Consider the following 24,045-nt stretch of genomic DNA (forward strand, 5'->3'; position numbering starts at 1 on the left):
CCGGCACCCCGACGCGGCGTCGTCCGAAAGCGTCCGGTTCCCGGACGCCCATGCGGTGCCCATGGCCTACCCAGGATCCCAGCTCGCATCGCCCCGCGCACCGGCCAGCTTCCAGTGCGTTTCCCGGTGCGCAATCCGGGCCTTCATGTGCCGGGAGGATGCGCCTGGCGGACGCTGCTTCGAGCATCGCAAGCAGCGCTTCGAGGGGCGCCTGATCGAGTTGGTCGGGAGCGCTCCCCTCCGGGTGCCGGCCAGTGTGTTGACGCACCGCCATTCCCCACTCCTGGTCGATATCGAGCCGGGGCCGGCTGCGGGGGGGCGGTGCATCCGTGGCGGGGTCGGAAGCGCGCCCGTGATTGCGGGGGCTGGCCTGTGATTTGAAGCTTGCCTTTCTCGACCGGCCCCCCCGGGGCAGAATGCGGCTGGGGACTATGGATGGGGAATTGCCGTGTGCAGACTGATTGCGCTGCTGTGCCTGCTCACGCTGAGCGTGGGTGCCGAGGCGAGCAAGATCTACAAGTGGACCGACGAGCAGGGCCGGGTGCACTACACGCAGACGCCGCCGCCGGCCTCGGCCACCGAGGAGAGCACGCGGACCATCCGCGGCGCCGGCGAGCCGTCGGAGGGGATGAAGGTGTACTGCCGGGCGGTGCGGGAGTTTGCGATGGGGCTGGGTCACGCGATGTCCTCGCGGGTGCCGCTTGAGGCGGCGGTGGCCGCGGCGCGCACCGCCGAGGACAAGCTGCGCGAGCTGGGCGCGCAGGATTCCCAGGCGCGGGAGGTGGCCTATTTCGTCTACGGCATGGAGCCCGGCTATCGCGCCCGGCGGATCACCGTCGACGGCATCGCCACCCTGGCCCACACCCAGTGTCTGACCGGCAACTTCGCGGTGATCAAGGGGCTGCGCGAGGACACGCCGGCCACCGCGGGCGGGCGGCGCTCGGGAAGCGGCTGGTTTGCGAGGCCAGGCGTGGTCGTGACCAGCCTGCACGTGGTCAAGGGTGCCGAGTCGATCACCCTGCACCTGTCCGACGGCGAGAGCGCGAGCGCGCGGCTGCTGGACCAGGACGAGGCCAATGACCTTGCCGTGCTGGCGACCTCGGCGCGGCACCTGCCCGGGCTGCCGGTGCGCGGAGAAGAGGTCGGCATCGGCACGGCGGTGTTCACCATCGGCTTTCCCCACGCCAATGTGATGGGGGTGAAGCCCAAGCTGTCCAACGGCGTGATCAGCTCCACCGCGGGGCTGCGCGACGATCCGTCGCAGTACCAGATCTCGGTGCCGGTGCAGGCCGGCAACAGCGGCGGGCCGCTGCTCGACATGCAGGGCCGGGTGGTCGGCATCGTTGCCGCCAAGCTGCGCGCCAACAACATGCTCAGGAATACCGGCGACCTCACCGAGAACGTCAACTACGCGATCAAGTCGACCCGGCTCGCCGGAATGCTTTCCGGCGTGGCCGACGGCGAGACGGCCAGCGCCAGCCTCGAGCAGCTGGCTGGTGCGGCCGGCCCAAGCGTGGTGCGCATCGTCGTCGAGTAGACCGCCGCCGGCCAATCGTCCGGTTGCGACGGGAGGGCGATGAAACGGCCTGTTGGGTCAGGCCGGGTTCAATCCTGGCAGCGGATTGCGCGATAGGCTCTGGGGTCGCCGGCGCTGCCGGCTGCATGCAGCGGGTCCGGCGTCCGGCACGGAAAGCGTTGTCTGCCCTGTCCTACGGCATGGCGACGCGTTGGAGCCCATCGCAGGGCAGGCCCCGGGCCTGTCCGACGAAAGGAGGATCCGTCATGCCAACTACCCTCAAGTCCGCCCTGACTCCCCTCGCGCTCGCCTGCGGCCTCGCCGCATCGGCCGGCGTCCATGCGGGACCGCTGGCCGAGATGTCGGCCGAGGCCAAGGATGCCTACCGCGAAGGACTGATCTGGGCGACCTATGCCACCAGCGAATCGCTGGACAGCTTTGCCCTGGACGTCGAGGTCGAGGGCAACACCGCCACCCTCGAGGGCGAGGTGGAGAGCGTGATCGAGCGCCGGCTGGCCGAGCGCATCGCCCTCGGCACCGAAGGCATCGACAAGGTGGTCAACCGGATCAGGGTCGAACCGGACCTGGTCATCGTCGCGGCCACGCTGGCACCGCAGCGCAGCTTCGCGAGGATGGTCGGTGACGCGGCCATCACCGCCAAGATCGATTCGCTGCTGCTCTGGAATGAGTACACCGATGGCCTCGACATCAACGTCGAGACGGTCGACGGCAAGGTCACCCTGACCGGCGTTGCCGACACCAGGAACTCGCGCAAGATGGCCGACAGGCTGGCCCGTGCGGTGGCCGGCGTCCGTGAGGTCGACAACCGGCTGTCCATCGACGAGAACGCGGAAGGCCAGGTCGCGGTTGCCGATGACGGCGACGGCGTGATGAGCGACAGCTGGATCTCGGCCAAGGTGCGCTCGACCCTGCGTTATGCCGGAGACATCAGCGACTACGACATTCATGTCGAGGCCGAGGATGGCACGGTGATGCTGAGCGGGCAGGTCGACAGCGACCGCGAGCGGCGCCTGGCCATCGAGCTGGCACAGGGCGTGCGCGGGGTGCAGTCGGTGGATGCGCGCGGGCTGACCGCCAGCTAGGCGGCACGGCGTAAAACGCAGGCTACGACGACGACCCCCAGCGGTGCGCCACTTGGGTGGTCTCGGGAGGATGCCCCGCCTCACTGGGTCAGCGGACGCACGGCGCGGCGCCTGCTGCGCCCGGTTCGCTGGATGAGCGCGGCTGGCCGAGGCCGATGGCAACCCGGAATCGCCATTCCTTCCGCCGCCTGCCGTTCTCCGCCGAAGCGCAGTCGTGGTCGCCCCAGTCGTGGACAGGTCGGGCTGTCGCGCCCCGATCATCGCCGCAGCCCGTGCTGGGCGGACGCCGCCCCGGGGGGCGTCTCGGCTGGGGTGGCGGCCAAGGCATCCCAATGAAAGGTCACTTTGTGCCGCCCTTGCGCGTTTCGCGTCTCTTCGCGACGCGCGAGGCCAATTGCAGTTAAGCCGCCGCGCCGCTTACAGTGCGAGGGTCGAGGCAGGCGCGAGGCGCGCCTGCTCGTTCAAGTCTCCCGCACATCAGAGGTCCGGGAGCAGCTGTCGGTCAGTTCGGGCCCCGGCGGGGCCGATCGCTTTGCAGGCAGCCGATCCCGGCTGCCTGACTTCCCAGAGGTTACAACGTCTTGAATATCATGATGAAGTGCGGGCTTCTGCTCGCGCTCGGAGTCCCGTGCGCCCAGGCCCAGACCCCAAGCTGCAGCCTCGACGAGGTGTACAGGGCGAGTTTCGAAAGTTCGGCCAGCGTCACCCTGACCGGACTGGTCACCGGTATTTCCATTGCCGACATCGAGGTCCGCAGCGGTGATCGCGTGCTGGCGACGGTCGGCACAACGGATGGTCGCTTCGAGCTGGTTGTTCCGGCGGGCACGGCTGAGGGCTTCCTCGAACTGCGCGCCCGCGGCCGGGCTGCGCAGGGTCAGGAGTTCGTTGAACTTGCGTCCTGGGTGGGTCCCCAGCAGTACGCGCGCGGATTGCGTGATGCCCAGGGCCGGGTCGGGGTGTCCAAGTTGAGCGGTCTGGCAGTGACCCCGCTCAGCACCGCCCGCTACGTGCTCGTTGCCGGTGGCGCGCCGCGCGCCGTCAACGAGTGCCAGCTGGAGGCGCAGCTGGAAGCGCTCGACAGTGGTGCGGTGCTGGAGCGCGCGGCGGTGATCAAGCTGATCATCGAGAACGGCGGTCTGTTTCCAGGGGTGAGCAATCCGTCCAAGGGGGTGGCGCCGTCCACCACGCTCAACGTCGTGGCTGATACCACCCAGCTGACCGGGCAGATCAACGGCATCGAGTCCGAGCGCCCGGGCGCGCTGGCGCAGACCGTCGGGCTGCTGGGCGAGAACTTCTGCGACTACTTCAGTCCGCAGGCGGTGTTCGTCAGCGGCGAACGCTTGCGCGGCACCCTGCTGAACACCTTCTCCGGCGAGATCTACAGCGTCACGGGGGCTGGACGTGGACAGCATGCCGAAAGCTTCGGCAAGGATGGCTTCGACTTCACCTGCGCCGGCGACGTGCTGACCGCCACCATGGATGGAACCCGCGTCTCGGCGAACTTCCCGGTGCGGACCGTGAACGGGGTGGCCCGACAGGTGACGCAGGAGATCCGTACCAGCCAGATCCAGCTGCGCAGGCTGGACAGCTCGATCAACGAGATCGTGGTGGTCGCCGGCCTGACCAGCGTCGGGAGCTTTCCGAATGACCCTTCCCTGCCGGACGAGGTCACCAGCGGCGAGCGCACGCTCAGCCTGATTCGCACGCCGCGCGCCACGCCGCTCGATGAGGCGCAGTTCCGCGGCCAGGTGTGGTCACTGCCCAGCGTGCAGGAGAACTCACCGTCGAACCAGATCGGCGCCGAGCTGATCCAGTTTGCGGCGACCGGCAACGATGCCACCCGCGTCGAGAACGGCGAGCCGCTGACCTGGAGCGTGAACGCCCGCGGTGAACTGGAGCTGGTGTTCGCCAGCCGCACCGCCCGGGTCATCCCGATCCGCGACGACGCCGGGGCCATCGACGCCCTGGGCGCCGTGGACAGGCAGGATGGCAACAGCTCGATCAGCGGTGGCTTCATGGCCCAGGTCGTGCCGGCCGCTGACTGGATGAGCGAAGCGGCGGTGCCGGCGCATTACACGCAGTATGCGGCTCGCAGCAGCAACCCGTTCCAGTGGCGCCTGGCCGCTGACCGTGCAGCCCCTGCGTTCAGTGGTGCACCTGGAAGCGAGACGCTGTCCTTCACCCTGTACTGGAGTCGACCGGACGCCGATACGGTGATCCTGCGCCGCTGCCGCGGGGACAACGGATCGGGTGGCATCGTCGAGAAGGTGATCGTGGATCGCGAGCCGGAGGCCGGTGAGTGTTCTGCCTTCTACCGTCGTCGCGAGCTGACCCTGCTGAACAGCGTCGCCAATCCGAACGGGTCCGGGCGCTACCTGTGGATGCTGGAGGACAACAAGGATTGGAACAGCGGCACGCCGCTCAGCTCGCCGCCGTCCTTCCGCTTCCTGCGGACGATCCTGTACCTCAGGGAAGAGCCGGCTGTGAAGGCGGCGTCGGGTGCACACGGGCCGCTGGCGACGCCGCGCGACCGCGACCGCAGCTGGCATGGCGACTACCCGGTGGATTGAGGTTCCCGCCGGATACCCGGTGATGCAGGGCGGGACGGTGCGAACCGTCCCGCCCTGATGCTTTGGGGGCGGCGCGCGAGGTTGGCGAGGGTGGCAGGGGCCAACCACTGGCGGCGCCCACCCGTGGCCTCAGGGACATCGAGCGAGACCCGCGCCATGGTGCTTAGCCGAACGCGGCCCGCGGCACCCGGGAGCGGCCGCACTGCGGAGAGTCTGGCTGCGCCCGCAGCGAAGCCTGCGGATCGACGCGGATGCGCGCGGCTTGCCGGCGACCTCAGCTGCCCGGGCTAGAACAGGTCCACCGGATCGACGTCCAGCGACCAGCGCACCCGACGGGCCAGCGGCAGGCTGTGGAGCTGGCGCCAGGTGGCGTCTAGCACGCGTTGCAGGGCCGGGCGCTGGCCGGCGGCGAGCAGCAGCTGGCCGCGCTGGAAGCCGGCGCGGCGCGGCTTGGGCGCCGGCAGCGGGCCACGCAGGTCGACGCCGGCATCGAGTGCGGGCTCGGCCAGCAGGGTCCGGGCCTGGTCCAGGAAGCCCTGCCAGTCGGCGTCCTGCTGCGCCTCGGCGCGGATCAGGGCCCAGTGCGCGGCGGGCGGGTAGCCGAGCAGCCGACGCTCGGCCAGCAGCTCGCTGGCCGCGGCCGGATAGCCGCCGCTGAGCAGGGTGGCGAGCAGCGGATGCTGCGGATGGTGGGTCTGCAGCAGGACCCGCCCGCGGCGCTCGGCGCGGCCGGCGCGACCGGCGACCTGGATCAGCAGCTGGGAGAGCCGCTCGGCGGCGCGGAAGTCCGGGCTGTAGAGGCCCTCGTCGACCCCGACCACCACGACCAGGGCGAGCTGGGCGAGATCGTGGCCCTTGGCCAGCATCTGCGTGCCGACCAGGATGCCCGGACGTTCGCCGAGCTTGCCCAGCAGCTCGACCAGGGCGTCGCGGCGCCGCGTACTGTCGCGGTCGATGCGGACCACCGGCACTTCGCGGAAGCGCTCGGCCAGGAAGGCCTCGAGGCGCTCGGTGCCCTGTCCCTGGGGCTGCAGGCCGAGGCTGCCGCAGTCGGGGCAGGCGTTGGGCGGCGGGCGCTGCGCACCACAGTGGTGGCAGTGCAGGCGGCGGCCGCCGGCGTGCACCGTCATCGCGCTGTCGCAGCGCTGGCACTGGGCGCTGTAGCCGCAGTCGTGGCAGAGCAGCACCGGGGCGAAGCCGCGCCGGTTGCGGAAGACCAGCACCTGGCCGCCGGCGACCAGGGTTGCTTCGATGGCGGCCAGGCTCTCGCGGGCGAGGCCGCCCTGCAGGCGCTGCGCGCGCACGTCGAGCACGGTGACCTCGGGCGGCTGGCCGGCGCCGGCGCGGCGGGTCAGCGCCAGGCGGCGGTAGCGGCCGCGCTCGACCTGCTGCAGGGATTCCAGCGAGGGGGTGGCGCTGCCCAGCAGCACCGGCACGCGCAGTGCCTGGCCGCGCACCAGCAGCAGGTCGCGCGCCGAGTAGCGCACGCCGTCCTGCTGCTTGTAGGAGCCGTCGTGCTCCTCGTCGATGATGATCAGCCGGCCACGGGGCAGGGGCGCCAGCGCGGCCGAGCGGGTGCCGACCAGCACCCCGGGCTCGCCGCGGGCCATCGCCGTCCAGGCCTGGGCCCGTTCGCCGTCGGCAAGGCCGGAGTGCAGCACGCGCACGGCGTCGCCCAGGCGGGCGCGGAAGCGGCGCACCGTCTGCGGGGTCAGGGCGATCTCCGGCACCAGGACCAGGGCCTGGCCGCCAGCGGCCAGCACGTCGGCCAGCAGCTCGAGGTAGACCTCGGTCTTGCCGCTGCCGGTGACGCCCTGCAGCAGCACCGGGGCGAATCCGTCGAGGCCGCGCAGGGCATCGACAGCGGCCTGCTGCTCGGCATTCAGGGCCAGATGGGCAGGCCGCGGCGCCGGCGGCTCGGGCGGCAGGCGGCGGAGCCGCCCCTCGGCCTCCCAGCGGCGCAGCCGGGGTCGCCAGCCGGCATCGATCAGGGCGAGGTCGTCCGCGCCGCAGGGGCCCGCGCTGAGGGCCTCCCAGAGCGCCGCAGGGCGTCCGCCCGGCCGCACCCGCGGCGGCGCCTCGGGACAGGCGGCGAAGCGGTCGCGGTCGGGCTCGGGCAGCGCCTCGCCCTGACGCAGGGGCACCGGAAGGGCCAGCGCCAGCACCTCGCCGAGCGGGGCGCGGTAGTAGTCGGCCAGCCAGTGAAGGCTGGTCCAGAGCTCGCCCTCGATCAGCGGAGCCGGATCCAGCCGCGTCTCGATCGTGCGCAGCGCCCCCGGGGCTTCGCTGTGTTCAGCGACCGCCGCGACCAGGCCGACCAGAAGCCGCGGCCCGACGCGCACGCGCACGCGGCAGCCGACCCAGCCAGCGGCCGGCGCATCGGGGTCATCGGGCAGATAGTCGAACAGCGTCGGCAGCGGCAGGGGCAGGGCGACGCGCAGCACGGGGGGCGGCATCCGCGAAGTGTAGCGGTGGAACAACGGAGCGCTCAGGGCGCAACCCCCGTCTTGCACGATATTTCTATGCGATGACTGAACATGTGCCTGTAAGCTGCTGTTCACATGACGGTTTTTCGATTATCCACAGAATCTGTGGATAACTGTGTGGATCAGCTTGTGCGGACCCCCGCCGAGGCCAAGGAAGGCAAGCCCTCGGGCCACCTTGGTGAAGAATTCGCCAGCGGGCCAAATCCTCGTCGAATCAATAGGTTGTAATTTTTCATGCGGACCGGCTCAGGGTTTGTCCCTAGGCCCCTCCACGTGGCCGTCACGGCCCCTCTTGCTGTGCACAACGACTCGGCGTGCCAAGCCTTGCGGCAAGCCGTAGAGAGCGAAACGTGACGCTTGTCAACCGATTCCACGCCGGCCCGTTGAGCCAGACGACGGACGGCTGCGCCGGACGCCCTCGGGAGTCTCCCGAGGGCCGTGGCAGCGCCCGCCAGGCCTCCCACCCACCCGGTTTTCCCGCCCACCGCCTACAATGCCGGTTTACGCCCACCAGGAATCGCTGCGTTTGAACCTGCCCCGCGCCGACCGCGCCGAGTCCCGCGAAGCGGCCCTCGACGCCTTCCTGCGCGGGGTGGAGCGGCGCGCGCTGCGCCATGTCGAACTGGCCGGCTGCTCGCGCGAGGACGCGCTCGACATCCTGCAGGAGGCGATGCTCGCCTTCGTCCGCCGCTATCGCGCCAAGCCGGCCGAGGAATGGCCGCTGCTGTTCTGGCGGGTGCTGGAGTCCAAGCAGATCGACGCCGGACGGCGGCGTAGCGTGATCGGCCGCTGGTTCGGCTGGCTGGGCCTTGGCGAGGACTTGGACGGCGCTGACCCGATGGCGCGGATCGCCGACCCGGCCGAGCCCGGCCCGGTCCAGCGTCTGGGCGACCGCGAGGCCACCGCCGCCCTCGAGAAGGCGCTGCGGGCCCTGCCGGGGCGCCAGCGCCAGGCCTTCCTGCTGCGGGTCTGGGAAGGCCTCGACGTCGCCGACACCGCACGCGCCATGGGGGTGTCCGAAGGCAGCGTGAAGACCCATCTGTTCCGCGCCCTGCAGACCCTGCGCGGGCGCCTGGAGGATCACCTATGAATGCCCACGACAAGCGACCGCGTGACGATCGCTGGCTGCTGCGCAGCCGCGAGCTGCTCAATCGCCAGGCCGAGGAGGCCGACCCCGCCCTGCAGCGCCGTCTGCAGCAGATGCGCCGCGAGGCGCTGGCCCCGCTGCGCGCGCCGCGCCGCGGCTGGGCGATCGGCATGACCCTGGCCGGCGCCAGCGCCGCCCTGCTGATTGCGGTTGGCGTGATGCGCTTCATCGCGCCGGCCTCGATGGCACCGGCAGACGGCCCGCTGCCGGACAGCGGCACGGCGCTGCGCGCCGAATCGCCGATCGAGCAGGCGCTGACCCTGCCCGAAGAGGACCTCGCCCTGATCGCCGGCGACGTCGACTACACCCTGGTCGAGGAGCTGGAGTTCTATGCCTGGCTGGAGCAGCAGGACCTTGGCAGCTAAGCGCGCCCCCGCCCGCCTGCTCGCGGCGCTGCTGCTGGCGCCGCTGCTGGCCCTCGCCCAGGGCCAGCCGGAGTCGTCCGGCCAGCTCGGCTGGGACAGCCTCGACGCCGAACAGCAGTCGCTGCTGGCGCCGTTCTCCGAGCGCTGGGCGGAGCTGCCGCTGGGGCAGCGCGCGCAGCTGCTGGCCAATGCCGAGCGCTTGCGCCAGCTGCCCGAGGCCGAGCGCGAACAGCTCAAGCAGCGCCTGCAGCGCTGGCAGTCGCTGCCGCCGGCCGAGCGCGCCGAGCTGCGCGAGCGCTTCGAGGCCTTCCGGGCCCTGCCGCCCGACCAGCAGCGCCGCCTGCGCCAGGAGTACCAGCGCTTCCGCGACCTGCCGCCGGACCAGCGCGAGGCGCTGCGGAAGAAGTTCCAGCAGATGAGCCCGCGCGAGCGGCAGGCCTTCCTGCTCGGCGCGCGGGCCCGCGACCAGGCTGAGCTGGCCCGGCGCGCCTTTGCCTTCGTGCCGCCTGAGGAGCGTCAGGCGACCTGGGACATGTTCCAGCGGCTGTCCCGCGAGGACCGCCAGCGCCTGCGTCGGCTGATCGAGAAGATGCCGCCCTGGCGACGCGAGGAGGTCCGCCGCGAGCTGCTCGCCATGCCTCCCGAATCGCGCAGCGACTGGCTGCGCCGGCAGCTCGCTCAGCCCTGATCGAACAGCGGTCGGAGCACCCGCCGGCTGGCACGGAAGCGTCCGCCGAAGCGCCGTTGGCCGTCCTCGCGCATGCGCGGCGCGTGGGTCGCCAGGTACGCCTCCAGCGAAGCCGCGTCGCGCAGCCGGTAGGCCACGCTCCACTGCACGCGGCCGTCCTCGGCCGGCTCGTCGACCGCCGACAGGCTGGCACCGAGGAAGCCGGGCAGGCCGAGCATCTCGGCGATGTGGGCATCGAGCCAGGCGCGGTACTCGGTGGCGATGGCCGCCTCCACCGACAGGTTGACCTCGTAGACGATCACAGCGCGACCAGGCTGGCGAGCAGGGTGACCAGGGTACCGATGCCGAGCAGGGCCATGTAGAGCGTCCCCAGGGCCGCGAACTTCAGGCTGGTCATGATCACGCCCTGGCCATAGACCCGCTTCTGCATCAGCCACAGGTACACCGGCATCCACAGTCCGACGCCGAGCTCGAGCAGCCCGATCAGACGATGGCCGAGGCTGTCCTCGGTGAGCAGGCGCGAGCCGCCGTCGAGCGCGGCGAGCAGCAGCAGGGCGGCGCAGAGGAAGGCGTGGCTGTGCAGGGCGACGATCAGGTGCTCCATGTAGAGGCGGCGCTTGAACGCGTAGAAGAGCTTGAGCAGCAGGGCGAACAGCGGCAGCAGGACGAAGAAGGTCGAGGGCAGGCTCTGGATGAAGGCATCGACCAGCAGGGCGGGGTCCTGTCTGACCCGCGCGATATTGTCCCGGCCGCGACCGATCCAGTCGTTGAGGTGGCGGTTGCCGGCCTCGGGCAGCCAGTCGAGCCGCAGCGGATTGGCTTCGGCGTCCCAGGGCCGGTCGCCGAAGCGCAGCTCGGGCGGCACGGGCGCCTCGTCCGCGGTCGCCGCATCCGCCGGCGCATCGCCGCGCAGCTCGGCGATGCGCTTCGCGGCGCTGCCGATCACCGCCTGCCGCGCGGTCTCGATGCCGGCGACCCCGGGGGCGCCGGGCCCCAGCTGGGCGATGCTGCGGTCGAGCTCGGCAAGCAGGGCGTCGCGCTCGGTCTCGACCGCCTCGACGCTGTCCAGGGCGTCGAACTGCGAGCCGCCGTCGAAGCGCACGTCGGTCTCGACCACCAGTCGCAGGGCGAAGAAGGCGACGATGCAGAGAAAGACGAACAGCCGCACCGGGCTGACGTAGCGCACGCGCCGGCCGGAGAAATACTCGCGACTGAGGAACCCGGGACGGAAGAACAGCGGGCCGAGCGTGCGGAAGATCCGCGAGTCGAGGTCGAAGACGCTGTCGAAGAAGTCTCCGAGGATGCTGCCGAAGTGGCGGACCAGGCCGCGGGTCGGCTGGCCGCAGGCGTAGCAATGCTCGCCGAGCAGTTCGCGCTGGCAGTTCTCGCAGCGGCGCTGCACCGGCTGCGCAAGCGCATTCGTCGACGGGTGCGGATCGCTGGCCATGGGTCGCTAAGATAGCGGGTTCCGCTTGCCACGCCTCCCTTCCATGACCGCAGATACCGGCGCGCCGCGACTGCTACGCGAGTGCCGCGCCACCTTCACGCTTGCCCTGCCGCTGGTCCTCGGCCAGCTCGCCGCGGTCGCCATGAACGTGGTCGACAGCGTGCTGGCCGGCCATCACGGCGCGCTGACCCTGGCCGGCGTGGCCGTCGGCAGCGCGCTGTGGTCGGTGGTGATCCTGTTGCTGCTCGGCATCCTGATGGCGATCCCGCCCTCGGTCAGCCAGCTCGACGGGGCCGGCAAGCGTGCCGAGATCGCGCCGCTGTTCCGCCAGGCGCTCTGGCTCGGGCTCGCCATCAGCCTTGCCTTGCTCGGCCTGGTCCAGTTCAACGGCCTGCTGCTGCCCCTGCTCGGCATCGCCGAGGACGTGCGCCCGGGCGCCAGCGCCTTCCTCGGGGCGGTGGCCTGGGGTGCGCCAGCGCTGGCCGTGCACTTCTGCTGCCGCTACCTGAGCGAGGGCGTCGGCCGCACCCGCCCGACCATGGTGTTCGGCATCGCCGGCCTGATCCTGCTGGTGCCGCTCGGCTACTGGCTGATGCATGGCGGCCTCGGCCTGCCCGGCTATGGCGCGGCCGGCCTTGGCGCTGCCACCGCGATCATCCTCTGGCTGCAGGCGGTCGGCTTCCTCTACTGGCTGCACCGCGGTCCGGCCTATCGCGACCTCGGCCTGTTCGCCCGCTTCGAGGGGCCCGATCGCGCCCTGCTCGCACAGCTGCTGCGGCTCGGCCTGCCGCTGGGCGTGGCGGTGATGATGGAGGGCCTGCTGTTCGTCGCCTCGGCCCTGGTCATCGGCGGCATGGGCGCGCTGGCGGTGGCCGCGCACCAGATCGCGATCAACATCGCCTCGGTGCTGTTCATGGTGCCGCTGGGCGTGGCCATGGCAACCACGGTGCGGGTCGGCTTCGCCGCCGGCGGGCGCAACGCCGAGGGCGTTCGCTGGGCCTGCCGGGCCGGCTTTGCGATCACCGTGGTCACCCAGCTGTTTGCGGCCGCGATCCTGATCGGCCTTGGCACCGAGATCGCCGCGCTCTACACCCGCGAGGCGGCAGTGCTGGTCGCTGTCGCCCCGCTGCTCTGGCTGGCCGCCGCCTTCCAGCTCTCCGATGGCTTCCAGGTCGCCGCTGCCGGCTGCCTGCGCGGGCTGAAGGACACCCGCATGCCGATGCTGATCACCGCCTTCGCCTACTGGGGCGTCGGCATGCCGGCCGGGATCTGGTTCGCCTTCGGCTACGAACGGGGTGCGCCCGGCATGTGGGCGGGGCTGGTTTCCGGACTGACCGTGGCCGCCCTGCTGCTCGGCGGCCGACTGCGCCGCCTGCTGCGCCGCGGTGAGTTCGCCGTGCAGGGCTGAGCGGCCCGCCGCGGCTTTCGGCACACGGAGCCTTGCGCCGGGTCACGTATGCTTGAGGGTCTGTCGTAGCACGTGAATACCGATGAACCAGCCTGCCCGCAAACCCTTCTTTCTCTGGCGCCTGATCCGCGGATTCTGGGACGCACTCAACTTCGGCCGTCGGCTGGTGCTCAACCTGCTGTTCGTGCTCCTGCTGGTGATCTTCCTCGCCGCCCTGTTCCAGTCGGCGCCGGTGCTGCAGCCGCAGACCGCTCTGGTGCTCGCCCCGAACGGCGTGCTGGTCGAGCAGTACAGCGCCGCGCCCTTCGAGCGCGCGGTCGGCAAGCTGACCGGAGATGGCGTGCCCGAGGTCCAGCTGCGCGACCTGCTGCGGGCCATCGACGCCGCCGCCAAGGACTCGCGCATCGACCGCATCGTGCTGCGGCCGGACACCCTGATGGGCGCCGGCTTTGCCAGCCTGCGCGAGGTCGGCGAGGCCCTGCGCCGCTTCCGTGAGTCGGGCAAGGAGGTCATCGCCTATGCCGACTTCATGGAGCAGCGGCAGTACTACCTCGCCGCCCAGGCCGACGAGATCTATCTGCATCCGGAGGGGATGTTCTGGCTCGAGGGCCTGGCCCGCTACCGCACCTACTATCGCGAGGCGATCGAGGACAAGCTCAAGGCCAAGGTCCACCTGTTCCGCGCCGGCAGTTTCAAGGCCTTCGGCGAGCCCTTCGTGCGCGACAGCGCCTCGCCCGAGGCGCTGGAGGCCGACCGGGTCTGGATGGGCGATATCTGGCAGCGTTATCTCACCGAGATCGCCGAGGCACGCGGACTCGACGCCGCAGCCCTGCAGGCGGCCATCGACAGCTCGGCGGACCAGCTGGAAGCCGCCGGCGGCGACTTCGCGGCGCTGGCCGAGACCCGCGGCCTGGTCGACGAGCGGATCACCCCGGACCAGCTCGAAGCGCGCCTGATCCAACGCGGTGTGGAAGACGAGGACAGCTTCCGCCAGGTCGACTTCGGCGATTACCTGGCCCTGATCGATCGCGAGAAGCTGCCCATCGACGTGCGGCCGCAGGTCGCCGTGGTCATCGCCGAGGGCGAGATCGTCGACGGCGAGCAGCCGCCCGGCACGATCGGTGGCGAATCGACTGCTGCCCTGCTGCGCGCCGCCCACGACGACGAGGAGATCCGCGCCGTGGTGCTGCGGATCAACTCGCCGGGCGGCAGCGCCTTTGCCTCCGAGATCATCCGCCGCGAACTCGACCTGCTGCGCGAAGCCGGCAAGCCGGTGGTGGCCTCGATGGGCGACGTTGCCGCCTCGGGCGGCTACTGGATCACCCTCGGCGCCGACCAGGTGCTCGCCGACCCCAGCACCATCACCGGCTCGATCGGCGTGTTCGGGATGATCCCGACTTTCCCCGAGACGCTGGAATCGATCGGCGTGCGCGTCGACGGCATCGGCACCACGGCGATCGCCGGCGCGCTGGATCCGCGCCGCCCGCTGGACCCGCAGGTCGGGCGGATGATCCAGGCCTCGGTCGACAAGATCTACCGCGACTTCATCGCGCGCACCGCGGAGTTCCGCGAGATGCCGCCGGAGTCGGTGGACGAGGTGGCCCAGGGGCGCGTCTGGAGTGGCGCACAGGCGCTCGAGCACGGCCTGGTCGACCGCATGGGCGGACTGGGCGATGCGCTGGCCGAGGCGGCCGAGCGCGCCGGCCTCGCCGAGCCCGACTACCAGGTGCGCTACATCGAGCCGGAGCTGGACCCCTGGCAGCAGTTCTTCGCCGACATGAACCGCGAGAACGCGATGCTGCGCGGCGCCGCCCAGCTCGGCCTCCTGCCCGTACTCGCCGAGCCGCGCACGGCCTCCGAGCTGCGGCCCTGGCTGCGCTGGATCATCGAGCCGGGCCGGCCGCCCCTGCGCGCGGCGGCGCACTGCCTGTGCGGGCTGTAGGACTCCCGGGCTAGTCCTCCGGGCCCTCGGCCGGCGGCTCCGCCGCGTCGAGGGCCCCATCCACCCGTCCCTGCGCTTTGAGCATGTCGGCCTCGACGGCCTTGGCGCGCTGCTGGGGTTCCTCTATGGTCCGCTTCAGCGCCTGATCGCGATCGTCCGGCGGCGGAGGCGGCTCGGCGCAGCCGCTCAGAAGGACGAGCAGGGACAGGCAGACGATGACGCGCATGCTGGGTTGCTTGGCGGTGGACCGTCACCAGTCTGGACCAGGCGCAGCCCGAGGAGCGAAACGCATGTCACGCTGGCGACTGGACGGACAGGTAGCGCTGATCAGCGGCGGCAGCGCCGGAATCGGCGCGGCGATCGCCGCCGAGCTGCTCGGCCTTGGCGCCGACGTCCGCCTGGTGGCGCGCGACGAGGATGCACTGGGCCAGACCTGCGACGAGCTGCAGGACGCGCATCCCGAGCGCGAGGTGCTGAGCTTCGCCGCCGACCTCGCCGATGCCGAGCAGCGCGCCGAGGTGTTCGACTGGCTGGACGACCTCGACGACACCCTGCATCTGCTGGTCAACAACGTCGGCGGCAACAGCGTGCATGCCGCGGTCGACTATGCGCCGGAAGACTGGCGGGCGATCTTCGAGCTCAACGTGTTCGCCGCCTTCGATCTCTGCCGCCGCGCGCACCCGCGTCTTGCTGAACACCCCGCTTCAGCGATCGTCAATGTCGGCTCGGTCTCGGGCGCGACGCATGTGCGCACGGGCGCGGTCTACGGTATGAGCAAGGCGGCCCTGCACCAGCTGACCCGCAACCTCGCCTGCGAGTGGGCCGACGACGGCATCCGGGTCAACGCCGTGCTGCCCTGGTACATCCGCACCCGGCGCACCTCGACGGCGCTGGCCGACCCCGACTACTACGACGAGGTGATCGCGCGCACGCCGATGGGCCGTGTCGGCGAACCGGAAGAAGTCGCCTCCGCGGTCGCCTTCCTCTGCCTGCCCGCCTCCAGCTATGTCACCGGCGAATGCCTGGCCGTGGACGGCGGCTTCCTCCGCTACGGATTCTGACCGTCGCCGCCCCTCGCCTTGCGACGACAGTTATCGTAGGGTGACGCCCCTGTAAACCGGGATGGGAGCACCAAGATGGGCAAGACCTGGGCCAAGGCTTTGTGGGCAGCCGCACTGTGCGCGGGGGCGGGCATCGCCGCTGCGCAGGACGCGGTCGATCTGGGCGAGGGCTACACCCTGCTGCCGGGGCGCTTCGTCGCCGGCGAGCAGCCCGATGCCAACTCGGTGCTGATCAAGGCGCCGCAGGGCGTGATCGTCTTCGATGCCGGGCGCAGCGTGGCACACACCCAGCGCATCCTCGATCGCCTGGCGGCGGAGTCGAACGCGCCGATCCTGGTCAACAGCCATTGGCATCTGGACCACGCCGGCGGCCTCGGCGCGATCCGCAAGGCGCATCCCGGAGCGCTGCTGTTCGCCAGCGACGCGGCGATCCGAAACGTTGGCGCGCCCTACCTTGCGGCCTACCGCGAAGAGCTGGTGGCCGGTCTGAAGAACCCCGAAGAGCCGGTGCCCGAGGACGCCAAGGCGCGCGCCGAGCTGGCACTGATCGGCGCCAGCATCGCCTTCTATCCGACCAACAACGTACCGCGCTCGCGCGATGTCGAGCTGGCTGGCCGCAGCCTGCATCTCGGTCTCGCCAGCGCGATCAGCGGCGGCGACGTCTGGCTGCGCGACGATGAAGCGGGCCTGCTTCTCGCCGGCGACCTGGTCACCCTGCCGGCACCGATGCTCGACACCGCCTGCGCCGAGATCCTGGTTGACGACCTCAACGTGCTCTGGGCGCAGGACTTCGAACGTCTGGTGCCTGGCCACGGCCGGGTCATCGACCGCGACGAGTTCCGCATCTGGCAGCTCGCCTACGAGGACCTGCTGAAGTGCAGCAAGGGGCGCAAGTCGGCCGAAAGCTGCCGCGACGGCTGGCTGAAGGATGTGCGCAAGCTGGATCTCAGCGACGCCGACAAGGCCCTGGCCACGCAGATACTCGACCACGCCATCCCCAACCTGATCCGCGACAAAGCGGTGCAGGGCAAGTACTGCGAAGGGCGCTGAGGCGATCGCACACTGGCGCCCCCCCTGTAGGAGCCAGCTTGCTGGCGATCGTTCCTTCCGGGACGCCTATCGCCAGCAAGCTGGCTCCTACAGCGCTCGGGAGCAGCCAGCGGGACGCTAATCGCGGAAGTTGTCGAACTGCAGCGGCAACTCGAACTCGCCCTTCTTGAGCAGGGCGATGGCGGCCTGCAGGTCGTCGCGCTTCTTGCCGGTGACGCGCAGCTTGTCGCCGTTGATCTGCGCCTCGACCTTGAGCTTGGCGCCCTTGATCGCGGCGACGATCTTCTTCGCCTGGGCCTGCTCGATGCCCTGCTTGACCGTCACCGTCTGCCGGGCACCGGCGACATTGGTCTCGACGTCTCCCTCGTCGAGGCAGCGCACGTCGATGCCGCGCGCGATCAGCCGCCCGGCGAGGATCTCGCGCATCTGCTGCAGCTGGAAATCGCTCGGCGCGTGGAGCTTGATCGAGGCCTCGCCGTCCAGCTCGAAGCCGGCATCGACGTTGCGGAAATCGAAGCGCTTGCCGAGCTCGCGGCCGGCGGTGTCGACGGCATTGCGCAACTCGTGCTTGTCGACTTCGGAAACGACATCAAAGGACGGCATGACACCCTCGCGGCAGATGGGGCCGCAAGGGTAGCAAGCCCCGGCCTCCGGATCAGCCGGCGGCGCTGCGCGTGCGGTGCGGGGCCAGCTCGCGCATCAGGGTGGCCAGGTGCGGGGCCAGCGCCTCCCCGGTCATCTCGTTGACGTTCATGGTGCTGAAGTCGACCTTCTCGCGGAAGCCGGCGCTGAGCGGGCGACGATCGCCGATCAGGTAGGAGCGCACGCTGAGATTGGCCGAGTAGAGAGTGAAGTACTCGCCGTAGGCACTCAGCTGCTGCTGGCCGATCGGGTCGGCCCGGACCACCACCAGCATGGTCGCCTCGCGGCGCAGGGCCTGCAGGATGCCCGGCAGGTCGCGGCCGGCGAGGCCGCCGACCAGTTCGGTGTCGAGCACGTCGAAGCCCTCTGCCAGCAGGCGCTCCTCGATGCGCTGCTTGGCCGTGTCGGAGAGGGCGCGGTCACCCAGCGCCACCACGGCAACCCGCGGCGGCACCGGCTTGGCGGCGGGCTTGGGCGGATCGACGCGGGCCATCTGGGCGCCCTCGCCGTCGCGCTTGGCCAGCAGGGCCTTGGCCAGCGGGCTGCGCGGCTCGGCGGCCGCAGCGGCCGGTTCGGACTGCGGACCGCTGGGCGGCAGCGACTCGGCGCCGCTGGCCGCGGTCAGTTCGCCGCGTTCGACCGCGGCGTTGCCGGCGTCTCCTGCGCTGCCCGAGGCCAGGGTGGAGAGCGTGGCGGGTCCGCTCGGCGGGGCCTCGTTCGGCACTGCCTGGGCGCTGGGCGACGGGCTGGCTGCACCGCTGGATGCGGACGCCCCCGGGCCGGCCGCCGCGTCGGCGCGGTCGTCGGGCACCGCGGCATTGGCCGGCTCGTCCGAGCGCAGCAAAAACTCACCGATCGCGCCGCGGAAGGCGAAGCCGGTCCCGACCAGCAGGACCAGAGCCGCTGCGGCCAGCCAAAGCGGGGCCTTGCTGCGTCGCGGCTGACCGGGCTCGGACTGGCGCGGCGCCTGGGCCTGCGCACCGGAGGCTGCAGTGGCCGGCGCGGGCGGCGGCGCGGCGGGCAGCGGCTGCTGCTGCGAGGGACCGGTGGCGCGCGGTACCACGGGAGGTGGGGTCGGCACCCGCTGCGGCTGCGAGGCCGGCGTGGGTGCACCCACCACGGTGGCGTCGGTCGGCGCGGCCTTGGCCTGGCTGAGCTGGACGGTGCCGCCCCGGGCGACCAGCGGATGCGCCTGCAGTGCAGCAATCAGCGCATGGCAGTCCTGGAAGCGGTCGGCCGGCTCCTTGGCCAGCATCTTCGAGAGGATCTCCGCGGTCTGCGGATCGACATCGGCATTGAGCCCGCGGATGTCGGGGATCTCGGCCTTGACCACTTCCAGCATCAGGCCGAGGGGCGATTCGTCGGTGAACGGAAGCCGGCCGGCAAGCATCTCGTAGAGCACGATGCCGAGGGCGAAGATATCCGAGCGCTGGTCGACGGTCTTGCCCAGGCACACCTCGGGCGACAGATAGCCCGGGGTGCCGACGAACTCGCCGGTCGAGGTCAGCTTCTTGGAGAAGTCCTGGGTCGCCAGCGCGATGCCGAAGTCGGCGATCTTGACGTGCCCGCGCGGCGTGATCATCAGGTTGCCGGGCTTGAGGTCGCGGTGGATCACGCCCTTGTCATGCGCGGTGGCCAGGCCCATCGCGGTCTGGTGCATCAGCTTCAGCGAGTTCTCGACGCTGAGCTTGCCCTCGCGCTTGAGCAGGCCGGAGAGCGAATCGCCCTCGACGAACTCCATGGCGAAGAACGGCTGGCCGGTGGCCTCCTCGGTGCCGATGAAATAGACCTGGATGATGTGCGGGTCGTTGAGCTGGGCCATCGAGCGCGCCTCGCGCAGGAAGCGCTCGACGAGGTTTGCATCGTGGGCCAGCGAGGGCGACAGCTCCTTGATCGCAACGTAACGGTTGAGCGCCGGCTCGAAGCCCTTGTAGACCACGCCCATGCCGCCGCGGCCCAGTTCCTCGACGATTTCGTAGTGCCCCAGCTGCGTTTTCATGACCTGCCATCCAAACGGTTCACGCACCCTTCAAGGATGCTAGCACTGCTACGCCCCGGGGTCCGGTGCAGATGCGCCAGCGGCCCCCTGCATTCAGCGGACGGCAGCCCTGGGCCGCCGGGCGGCAGCTTGGGAGGCAGCGCGCGCGGCCGCTACACTCGCCGTTTTGCTGCGGGAGGCAGGAAGATGGACAGGCGGGACTGGCTGCGCGCGGGCGGCATGGCGGCACTCGGAGCGGGACTGGCGGGCTGCGGCGCGGGCGATCAGCCTGCCACGGGCACAGCGCCCACGACCGATCAAAGCGTGCGCGAATGGAAGATGGTCACCACCTGGCCGGCGAACTTCCCCGGCCTCGGCTCGGGCGCGGCGCGTCTGGCCGAACTCATCACCCGCGCCAGCGGCGGCCGGATCCGGGTCAAGGTGCTGGCCGCCGGTGAGCTGGTGCCTGCCTTCGAAACCTTCGACGCGGTCAGCCGCGGCACCGCCGAACTGGGTCATGGCGCCTCCTACTACTGGAAGGGCAAGGCCGAGGCCGCACCGTTCTTCTGCGCCATTCCCTTCGGCATGAACGCGCAGGAGATGAACGGCTGGCTGGCCTACGGCGGCGGGCTCGAGCTGTGGCGCGAGCTGTATGCCCCGTTCAATCTGGTCCCATTCGCCGCCGGCAATACCGGCGTCCAGGCAGCCGGATGGTTCAACCGCGAGATCAACAGCGTCGCCGACCTTGCAGGCCTGAAGATGCGCATTCCGGGCCTCGGTGGCGAGGTGATGGCGCGGGTCGGCGCCACCCCGGTCAACCTGCCCGGTGGCGAGCTGTTCCAGGCCCTGCAGAGCGGCACCATCGATGCCGCCGAATGGGTCGGCCCCTACAACGACCTCGCCTTCGGCCTGCACCGGGTGGCGAAATACTGCTACATGCCGGGCTGGCAGGAGCCCGGGCCGACCCTCGAATGCATCGTCAACAAGACCGCTTTCGACGCCCTTCCGGACGATCTGAAGGCGATCATCGAAGCCTGCTGCCAGGCGGTGAACGATTCGATGCTGGCCGAGTACACCGCGCGCAACCGGCAGGCGATGGAGCAGCTGGTCAGCGAGCACCAGGTGCAGTTCCGCAACCTGCCGGACGGCGTGCTGGCGGCGCTCAAGCAGGCCACCGACGAGGTGCTGGCCGAGATCACCGCGCGGGACGCCTTCGCGAAGCGGGTGCATGAGTCCTATCAGGCCTTCCAGCGCCAGGTCATGGGCTGGCACCAGCGCTCGGAGCACGCCTACTACGCAAGCCGACGCGCGCTGGCCGGCTGAGCGGCCCGCCCCGGCAGCGGGGCCGGTCTGGGCGCGCGGGCACGTGGCGGCGCAGGCGTGTCCGTCCCTCACCGGATCGAATGCGCGTCTGCCATATTGAGTTGGACCGCCGCCTGCTGGCCCTGGACGGGCCGGCGGGCGGCGTCCCGCTCATCCCCGACGCGCCGGCGGGCGCCGATCTTCGGCCGGGCCGGCTTGGCGGCTGGAGCGATGTCAACCGCCTGCGGGCGATGCACGAGGGCCGGCACCCGGACGACAGTGCCATCGCCCCCTTCATGCCCTGGCCGACGATGGGCAAGATGAGCGACATCCAACTGCGTGCGCTCCGCGCCTCCCTGCGCACGCCGCCCCCCGCCTGAGGACCCGGATGCACGGACCCGCCCTGCCCATCGATGCGCAGCTCCCGGCCCTGCGCGCCGCGCTGGAAGCCGGCACCCGCCTGGTCCTCGAGGCGCCCCCCGGAGCGGGCAAGACCACCCGCGTGCCGCTGGCCCTGCTCGATGCCCTGTGGCGTGGGGACGGTCGCATCCTGATGCTGGAGCCGCGCCGCGCCGCGTCGCCGCCCGCGCGGCCGCGGCCTTCATGGCCGAGTCGCTGGGCGAGGCGGTAGGTGAAACGGTAGGTTATAGAATCCGCTTCGAGTCGAAGGTCGGGGCGCGGACCCGGATCGAGGTGGTCACCGAAGGCATCCTCGCCCGGATGATCCAGGACGACCCGCTGCTCGACGGCGTCGCCGCGCTGATCTTCGACGAGTTCCACGAGCGCCACCTCAGCGCCGACCTCGGCCTGGCCCTCGCCCTCGATGTGCAGGCCCAGCTGCGTGAGGACCTGCGCATCGTGCTGATGTCGGCGACGCTCGACGGCGAGCGCCTGGTGCGCTGGCTGGACGCCGCCGGGCTGCGTTCGGAGGGGCGCAGTCATCCAGTCGAGATCGGCCACTTTCCAGCCCTTCGCGACGAGCCCCTGACCGGCCAGCTGCGCCGCTGCGTCGAACGTGCTCTGGAGGCGCATCCGGGTGACCTGCTGGTCTTCCTGCCCGGCCAGCGCGAGATCGCCCAGGCCGAGCGCGCCCTGCTTGATGCCCTGGCCGGCCGCGACGTTCGCCTGCTCGCCCTGCACGGTGAGCTGTCGGTGGAACGGCAAGTTGAGGTGCTGCGCCCCGACCCCGAAGGACGGCGGCGGGTGGTGCTGGCGACCAACGTCGCCGAAAGCTCGGTCACCCTGCCTGCGGTGCGGGTGGTGATCGACTCCGGGCTGGCCCGCGAGCCGCGCTTCGATCCCAACTCCGGGTTCTCGCGGCTGGCCACGGTGAGCATCAGCCAGGCTTCCGCCGACCAGCGCGCAGGACGCGCCGGCCGCGTCGCCGAGGGTTGGTGCTACCGGCTGTGGCCGGCCTCCCAGCGTCTCGAACCCCAGCGGCGCGCCGAGATCGGCCAGGTCGAGCTGTCCGCCCTGGTCCTGGAGATGGCCGTCTGGGGCAGCAGCGCGCTGCGCTTCCCCGATCCGCCTCCGCCCGGGGCGCTGGCCGCCGGCCAGGAGCTGCTGCGCCGCCTCGGCGCCCTGGAGGGCGAGGCGATCACCCCGCTGGGCCGGCGCATGCTGGCGCTTGGCACCCAGCCGCGGTTGGCCGCCATGCTGGCGGCGGCGGGGGAGGGTGAACGAGGCCTTGCCTGCGATCTCGCCGCCCTGGTCGAATCGCGCGATCCGCTGCGAGACCGGCGCGACGATCTGCTCTCGCGCTGGCAGGCGCTGGCCGCCCTGCGCGCCGGTCGCGCCGATCCCGGCGTCCATCGTGGGACGCTGCAGGGCATCGAGCGTCAGGCCGGGCAATGGCGGCGTCGCCTGGGCGCCCGCGGCGCGCCGACGGAGGCCAGCGGGTATGCGCTGGGCAACCTGCTGGCGCATGCCTTCCCCGACCGCATCGCCCGACAGCACCCGCAGCAGCCGCGCCGCTACCAGCTGGCCAACGGGCGCAGTGCGCGGCTGTTCGAGGACAGCGCCCTATTCGGCGAACCCTGGCTGGTGATCAGCGAACTGCGCCATGAGCACGGCGATGCGCTGATCCTGCGCGGCACGCCGGTCGATCCGGCAAAATTGCAGCAAGACTTCGCCGAGCGTTTCACCGAGGTCGATGCGGTGCGCTGGGACGCCGAGCGGCGCGCGATCGTGGCCCAGCGCGAGCGGCGCTTCGAACGCATCCTGCTCGAGGCCCGGCCCCTGCCGAGCCCTGACCGCTCCCGCTACGCCGAGGCCCTGGTCGACGCCGTGCGCCAGCTGGGCCTCGCCGCCCTGCCCTGGACCGAAGGCCTGCACCAGCTGCGCGCCCGGATCGAACTGCTGCGCCGACACTGCCCGGAGCACGGCCTGCCCGACATGTCCGACAGCGCCCTGCTCGATTCGCTGGAGGACTGGCTGCAGCCGGCCCTGGCCGGCAAGGGACGCCTCGACGCGCTGGCCGAGTCCGAGCTGGACGCTGCCCTGCGCTCCCGCCTCGAGTGGTCGCAGCGCCAGGCGCTGGACCGCCTCGCCCCGACCCGGATCAGTGTGCCCTCGGGCATGGATCGGCGGGTCGATTACACCGCCGAGGGCGATCCGGTGCTGGCAGTGAAGCTGCAGGAACTCTTCGGCATGGCCGACACCCCGCGCATCGCCGACGGCCGCATCCCGCTCACCCTGCACCTTCTCTCGCCCGCCGGCCGCCCGCTGCAGGTCACCCAGGACCTCAAGGGCTTCTGGGAGCGCACCTATCCCGAGGTGCGCAAGGAGATGAAGGGGCGGTACCCGAAGCACCCGTGGCCCGACGACCCCTGGTCGGCCACCCCCACCCATCGGGCCAAGCCGCGCGGTGCATAGGGCCGAAGGGGTGCAGCCCACATCGATTCGGCATCCTGCCTCATCGTGTGGGTCCGGCCCTGCGCACTCCGTGCTCCGGGCGTTCGGCCCGGCATACAGGCTGGCGCCTGCATGAACGCCGGGCCTCACCCCTGGCCCGACGACCCCTGGTCGGCCACCCCCACCCATCGGGCCAAGCCGCGCGGTGCATAGGGCCGAAGGGGTGCAGCCCACATCGATTCGGCATCCTGCCTCATCGTGTGGGTCCGGCCCTGCGCACTCCGTGCTCCGGGCGTTCGGCCCGGCATACAGGCTGGCGCCTGCATGGACGCCGGGCCTCACCCCTGGCCCGACGACCCCTGGTCGGCCACCCCCACCCATCGGGCCAAGCCGCGCAATGCATAGGGTTAGAAAGGGGTAGGTCGGGCGCAACGCAGACATCAATAGGGTGCGGCTGGCCGCACCGGGCGTACCGTCCGAACGCCTG

At 71.1% G+C, this 24,045-nt stretch carries 18 protein-coding genes and 1 pseudogene; 13 read left to right on the forward strand and 6 right to left on the reverse strand.

Features of this window, described 5'->3' with window-relative positions:
• Positions 1–448 precede the first annotated feature (448 nt).
• The 3 genes from M0G41_RS02190 (at position 449) to M0G41_RS02200 (ending at position 5,189) form a co-directional block, all read left to right on the forward strand.
• Positions 449–1,537 carry a trypsin-like peptidase domain-containing protein gene (locus tag M0G41_RS02190; protein ID WP_248204660.1) on the forward strand — a complete coding sequence of 363 codons (1,089 nt, stop codon included), beginning with the start codon at positions 449–451 and terminating at the stop codon, positions 1,535–1,537.
• A 245-nt stretch (positions 1,538–1,782) separates the two neighbouring features.
• A complete protein-coding gene (locus M0G41_RS02195; RefSeq protein WP_248204663.1) occupies positions 1,783–2,619 on the forward strand; it encodes a BON domain-containing protein in 837 nt (278 codons plus the stop codon).
• 593 nt (positions 2,620–3,212) lie between these two features.
• Positions 3,213–5,189: a hypothetical protein gene (locus tag M0G41_RS02200; RefSeq protein ID WP_248204669.1), complete on the forward strand. Its 1,977-nt coding sequence runs from the start codon at positions 3,213–3,215 to the stop codon at positions 5,187–5,189.
• Positions 5,190–5,476: 287 nt separating this feature from the next.
• Here M0G41_RS02200 and M0G41_RS02205 read toward each other — a convergent pair whose 3' ends face one another.
• The gene (locus M0G41_RS02205; RefSeq protein ID WP_248204752.1) at positions 5,477–7,645 is read right to left on the reverse strand and encodes a primosomal protein N'; all 2,169 of its coding nucleotides are present in this window, start codon (positions 7,643–7,645) and stop codon (positions 5,477–5,479) included.
• A 556-nt stretch (positions 7,646–8,201) separates the two neighbouring features.
• Between M0G41_RS02205 and M0G41_RS02210 the strand changes: the two genes are divergently transcribed.
• Genes M0G41_RS02210 through M0G41_RS02220 form a run of 3 tightly spaced genes read left to right on the forward strand, consistent with a single transcriptional unit; the run spans position 8,202 to position 9,875 of the window.
• Positions 8,202–8,765, forward strand: a complete 564-nt coding sequence (locus M0G41_RS02210; RefSeq protein ID WP_248204671.1) for an RNA polymerase sigma factor — start codon at positions 8,202–8,204, stop codon at positions 8,763–8,765.
• Positions 8,762–9,187, forward strand: a complete 426-nt coding sequence (locus tag M0G41_RS02215; RefSeq protein WP_248204672.1) for a hypothetical protein — start codon at positions 8,762–8,764, stop codon at positions 9,185–9,187. The genes M0G41_RS02210 and M0G41_RS02215 overlap by 4 nt, the downstream gene beginning before the upstream one ends.
• Positions 9,177–9,875 carry a DUF3106 domain-containing protein gene (locus tag M0G41_RS02220; RefSeq protein WP_248204673.1) on the forward strand — a complete coding sequence of 233 codons (699 nt, stop codon included), beginning with the start codon at positions 9,177–9,179 and terminating at the stop codon, positions 9,873–9,875. The genes M0G41_RS02215 and M0G41_RS02220 overlap by 11 nt, the downstream gene beginning before the upstream one ends.
• On the opposite strand, the gene M0G41_RS02225 is transcribed toward M0G41_RS02220, so the two are convergent.
• Complete coding sequence (locus M0G41_RS02225) at positions 9,866–10,177, reverse strand: DUF4286 family protein (RefSeq protein ID WP_248204674.1); 312 nt, start codon at positions 10,175–10,177, stop codon at positions 9,866–9,868. The two genes, M0G41_RS02220 and M0G41_RS02225, sit on opposite strands and share 10 nt — an antisense overlap.
• Positions 10,174–11,322, reverse strand: coding sequence for a DUF3667 domain-containing protein (locus M0G41_RS02230; protein WP_248204675.1), 1,149 nt, complete (start codon positions 11,320–11,322; stop codon positions 10,174–10,176). Before M0G41_RS02230 ends, M0G41_RS02225 begins: the two co-directional genes overlap by 4 nt.
• Before the next feature lie 43 nt (positions 11,323–11,365).
• Here M0G41_RS02230 and M0G41_RS02235 point away from each other — a divergent pair, with 43 nt between their 5' ends.
• Positions 11,366–12,730 carry an MATE family efflux transporter gene (locus tag M0G41_RS02235; protein ID WP_248204676.1) on the forward strand — a complete coding sequence of 455 codons (1,365 nt, stop codon included), beginning with the start codon at positions 11,366–11,368 and terminating at the stop codon, positions 12,728–12,730.
• 82 nt (positions 12,731–12,812) lie between these two features.
• Positions 12,813–14,672, forward strand: a complete 1,860-nt coding sequence (gene sppA, locus M0G41_RS02240) for a signal peptide peptidase SppA (RefSeq protein ID WP_248204677.1) — start codon at positions 12,813–12,815, stop codon at positions 14,670–14,672.
• A 10-nt stretch (positions 14,673–14,682) separates the two neighbouring features.
• On the opposite strand, the gene M0G41_RS02245 is transcribed toward sppA, so the two are convergent.
• On the reverse strand, positions 14,683–14,898 hold the full coding sequence (locus M0G41_RS02245; RefSeq protein WP_248204678.1) for a hypothetical protein: 216 nt from the start codon (positions 14,896–14,898) through the stop codon (positions 14,683–14,685).
• A gap of 64 nt (positions 14,899–14,962) precedes the next feature.
• Between M0G41_RS02245 and M0G41_RS02250 the strand changes: the two genes are divergently transcribed.
• Together M0G41_RS02250 and M0G41_RS02255 are read left to right on the forward strand one after the other, a co-directional pair.
• A complete protein-coding gene (locus M0G41_RS02250; RefSeq protein WP_248204679.1) occupies positions 14,963–15,733 on the forward strand; it encodes an SDR family oxidoreductase in 771 nt (256 codons plus the stop codon).
• A gap of 75 nt (positions 15,734–15,808) precedes the next feature.
• On the forward strand, positions 15,809–16,783 hold the full coding sequence (locus tag M0G41_RS02255; RefSeq protein ID WP_248204680.1) for an MBL fold metallo-hydrolase: 975 nt from the start codon (positions 15,809–15,811) through the stop codon (positions 16,781–16,783).
• 117 nt (positions 16,784–16,900) lie between these two features.
• Here the strand turns inward: M0G41_RS02255 and M0G41_RS02260 are convergent, their stop codons facing one another.
• Both M0G41_RS02260 and M0G41_RS02265 read right to left on the reverse strand, forming a co-directional pair.
• Positions 16,901–17,386, reverse strand: coding sequence for a YajQ family cyclic di-GMP-binding protein (locus M0G41_RS02260; RefSeq protein ID WP_248204681.1), 486 nt, complete (start codon positions 17,384–17,386; stop codon positions 16,901–16,903).
• 52 nt (positions 17,387–17,438) lie between these two features.
• Positions 17,439–19,424, reverse strand: a complete 1,986-nt coding sequence (locus M0G41_RS02265; protein WP_248204682.1) for a serine/threonine-protein kinase — start codon at positions 19,422–19,424, stop codon at positions 17,439–17,441.
• 303 nt (positions 19,425–19,727) lie between these two features.
• Between M0G41_RS02265 and M0G41_RS02270 the strand changes: the two genes are divergently transcribed.
• From M0G41_RS02270 to hrpB, 3 genes and pseudogenes are all read left to right on the forward strand, one after another.
• A complete protein-coding gene (locus M0G41_RS02270; RefSeq protein WP_248204683.1) occupies positions 19,728–20,726 on the forward strand; it encodes a TRAP transporter substrate-binding protein in 999 nt (332 codons plus the stop codon).
• 80 nt (positions 20,727–20,806) lie between these two features.
• Positions 20,807–21,085 carry a hypothetical protein gene (locus tag M0G41_RS02275; RefSeq protein ID WP_248204684.1) on the forward strand — a complete coding sequence of 93 codons (279 nt, stop codon included), beginning with the start codon at positions 20,807–20,809 and terminating at the stop codon, positions 21,083–21,085.
• 8 nt (positions 21,086–21,093) lie between these two features.
• Positions 21,094–23,579 (forward strand): annotated as a pseudogene (gene hrpB / locus M0G41_RS02280) (ATP-dependent helicase HrpB).
• The last annotated feature ends 466 nt before the right edge of the window (positions 23,580–24,045 follow it).

It is taken from the genome of Pseudomarimonas salicorniae, assembly GCF_023156535.1.
GTDB lineage: Bacteria > Pseudomonadota > Gammaproteobacteria > Xanthomonadales > Xanthomonadaceae > Pseudomarimonas > Pseudomarimonas salicorniae.